This is a genomic window from Bacteroides sp. HMSC067B03, assembly GCF_001811315.1.
Taxonomy (GTDB): domain Bacteria; phylum Bacteroidota; class Bacteroidia; order Bacteroidales; family Bacteroidaceae; genus Bacteroides; species Bacteroides faecis.
This window is the reverse complement of sequence record NZ_KV804235.1, coordinates 1-1,914: the sequence shown is the minus strand read 5'-3', so window position 1 is coordinate 1,914 and position 1,914 is coordinate 1. Positions and strand designations below refer to the sequence as shown.

The 1,914-nt window shown below is 41.2% G+C and carries 5 protein-coding genes; all 5 read right to left on the bottom strand.

From position 1 onward, the window contains the following. Window positions 1–80: 80 nt before the first annotated feature. Window positions 81–344, bottom strand: coding sequence for a hypothetical protein (locus HMPREF2794_RS00805; protein WP_070750586.1), 264 nt, complete (start codon window positions 342–344; stop codon window positions 81–83). After that, window positions 341–727, bottom strand: coding sequence for a hypothetical protein (locus HMPREF2794_RS00800; protein ID WP_004303281.1), 387 nt, complete (start codon window positions 725–727; stop codon window positions 341–343). Before HMPREF2794_RS00800 ends, HMPREF2794_RS00805 begins: the two co-directional genes overlap by 4 nt. Next, the gene (locus HMPREF2794_RS00795; RefSeq protein WP_004303282.1) at window positions 724–1,371 is read right to left on the bottom strand and encodes a DUF3164 family protein; all 648 of its coding nucleotides are present in this window, start codon (window positions 1,369–1,371) and stop codon (window positions 724–726) included. The genes HMPREF2794_RS00800 and HMPREF2794_RS00795 overlap by 4 nt, the downstream gene beginning before the upstream one ends. 24 nt (window positions 1,372–1,395) lie before the next feature. Then, window positions 1,396–1,620: a hypothetical protein gene (locus HMPREF2794_RS00790; protein ID WP_004303283.1), complete on the bottom strand. Its 225-nt coding sequence runs from the start codon at window positions 1,618–1,620 to the stop codon at window positions 1,396–1,398. Then, window positions 1,607–1,914, bottom strand: a 308-nt coding sequence (locus HMPREF2794_RS00785) for a hypothetical protein (protein ID WP_070750584.1), incomplete at its 5' end; no start/stop codon positions are given. The genes HMPREF2794_RS00785 and HMPREF2794_RS00790, both read right to left, overlap by 14 nt.

Sequence of the window (1,914 nt, the reverse complement as noted above, 5' to 3'; positions counted from 1 at the left end):
GCTGGGGGTAATCATGGCGACGCAGGATTGTATATCCGGCTTTGCATAGTTTTCTTTGGTCTTTTGCATTCATCTTTTTTCTAATTAGAATTAAACTTGATTCTAGCATAACGATAGAATCGTATATAACCAAAGAGGTAGGAAGGATGCTCCGTATTATCCGATATGGTGATTTGTACATTATAACCTTTTATCCGTAAAAAACGGGCGGCAATTTCCTCAATAGTGTATGTTTTTGCATATATATCCCAATCACTAACAGTCAATACCGTTTTCACATTCCCACTTTTCAGAATCCTTTTGAAATTTCTGGTAGTGCGTATTATCTCCTTCTTTTTGTTCATACTTTAGTTTTATCCTCTTTTAAAATAGTTTTATAGGCTTCTTCCATCCGTTCAATCTCTTTCATGCATGCCAGCCATCCGGGAAAGCCCCCGATGTTTTTGTCATCGATATAGCAATGGGCATATATCTTTTTCCCGCCTTCCCCATATTTGGCAACATTTTCAGGATCATGGTCATTTACACGGTCAAATGGTATTTGGCGTTCCAACAGCCAGTTGATGGCATTCAATAACTGATCACCAGTACGGCACGTCCAAATAATGATTTTATGTCCTTCATCATGTAATTTCCGGAGCGATTCGCCAGCGTATGGTTGCTCCCCGTCAATAGCCGGGAATTTCCCCCGGCTAATGGTTCCGTCAAAGTCAACTGCTATAATCATAATCTACAGAATGAAGGTTCAATACGACGCCATACTCCGTTCTCGTCACGCTTATGGAAATAGTAATTAGTTGCAGTTTTATACACGACATTGCTTTCTTTGAACAACTGCATGATAGCCGCATATTCTTCATCAAAACGTGACTCCAATTCATATAATTTGCTGATAGACTTATAGTCCAAATCTCCCTGACGGTTACGTTCGAGAAGCGTCATCGCCATTTGATACATCGGATCATCGACTCCTTTTTCCGAATGGGCTATATAATTCTTCAGGTAGTCAATCAGCCTTTCGGCAGCGAGATCGGCACGTTCATCAAAACTTTTCACTTTATTGCTTTTTACCTCCAGTTTGAAATTCCCATCTACTACTGAAAAGGTGGCGGTCTCTTCACCCTGACGCATACGGAGCTGACCGTATTCACGCATCACGTTACGGAAAGCCTTGCTTTCACCTACAATCCAATCATAAAAGCCCTGAACGTCATTCACTACTGGCATGAGTTTACTTTCCACATCGAACATGAATTGATGCCTCAATGCTTCGTAGGTTTCTTTCCGCTGGATGGACTCTGTTTTTTCTTCCTCTTTCAGTTTACGCAACAGTTCCGCCTTTTCTTCTTTTGACAATTTACTAATATCCATACTATTAAATTTTTAAATGATTAATTACAATTTGATTTTATATACTTCTTTCAGTTCCCGTTCCTTATTTTCCGCTTCAATATAAAGCGATGACCTTTGGTCTACCAACTTCGCAAATGTATTGCGATCCATATTTCCGGCATACAATTTCTCGTGTATGGCATCCAGTTCACCGGGAATCTTGTCAAGCCGATCCAGTAATTCATTAATCCGGTTAATCCGGTGTTGTTCCGCACTAATATCCGCCATCTTCTTTCTTTTTTAATATTGACTCCAGTTTCGGTATCAACAGGAGAAGTTCTTCCCCGTCCAGTTCGCGAAACTTCTTTCCAGCTATCCGGACATCAAGGAAAAACGCATTTACCGCTCCCCAGTCCGTTGTGTCGATTCCGATCCGCTGCACTCTCTTCAGGACAGCCGACCTGCGTCTCCTTATTTCCCGTTCGGTGATAGTCAAATCCCGGTTTTCTTTTTTCGCACCGTTCAAATAGCCGCAGAGATACATTGCTTCGCTGTATGTCAACTCTTTTGTGGTATTTGTCC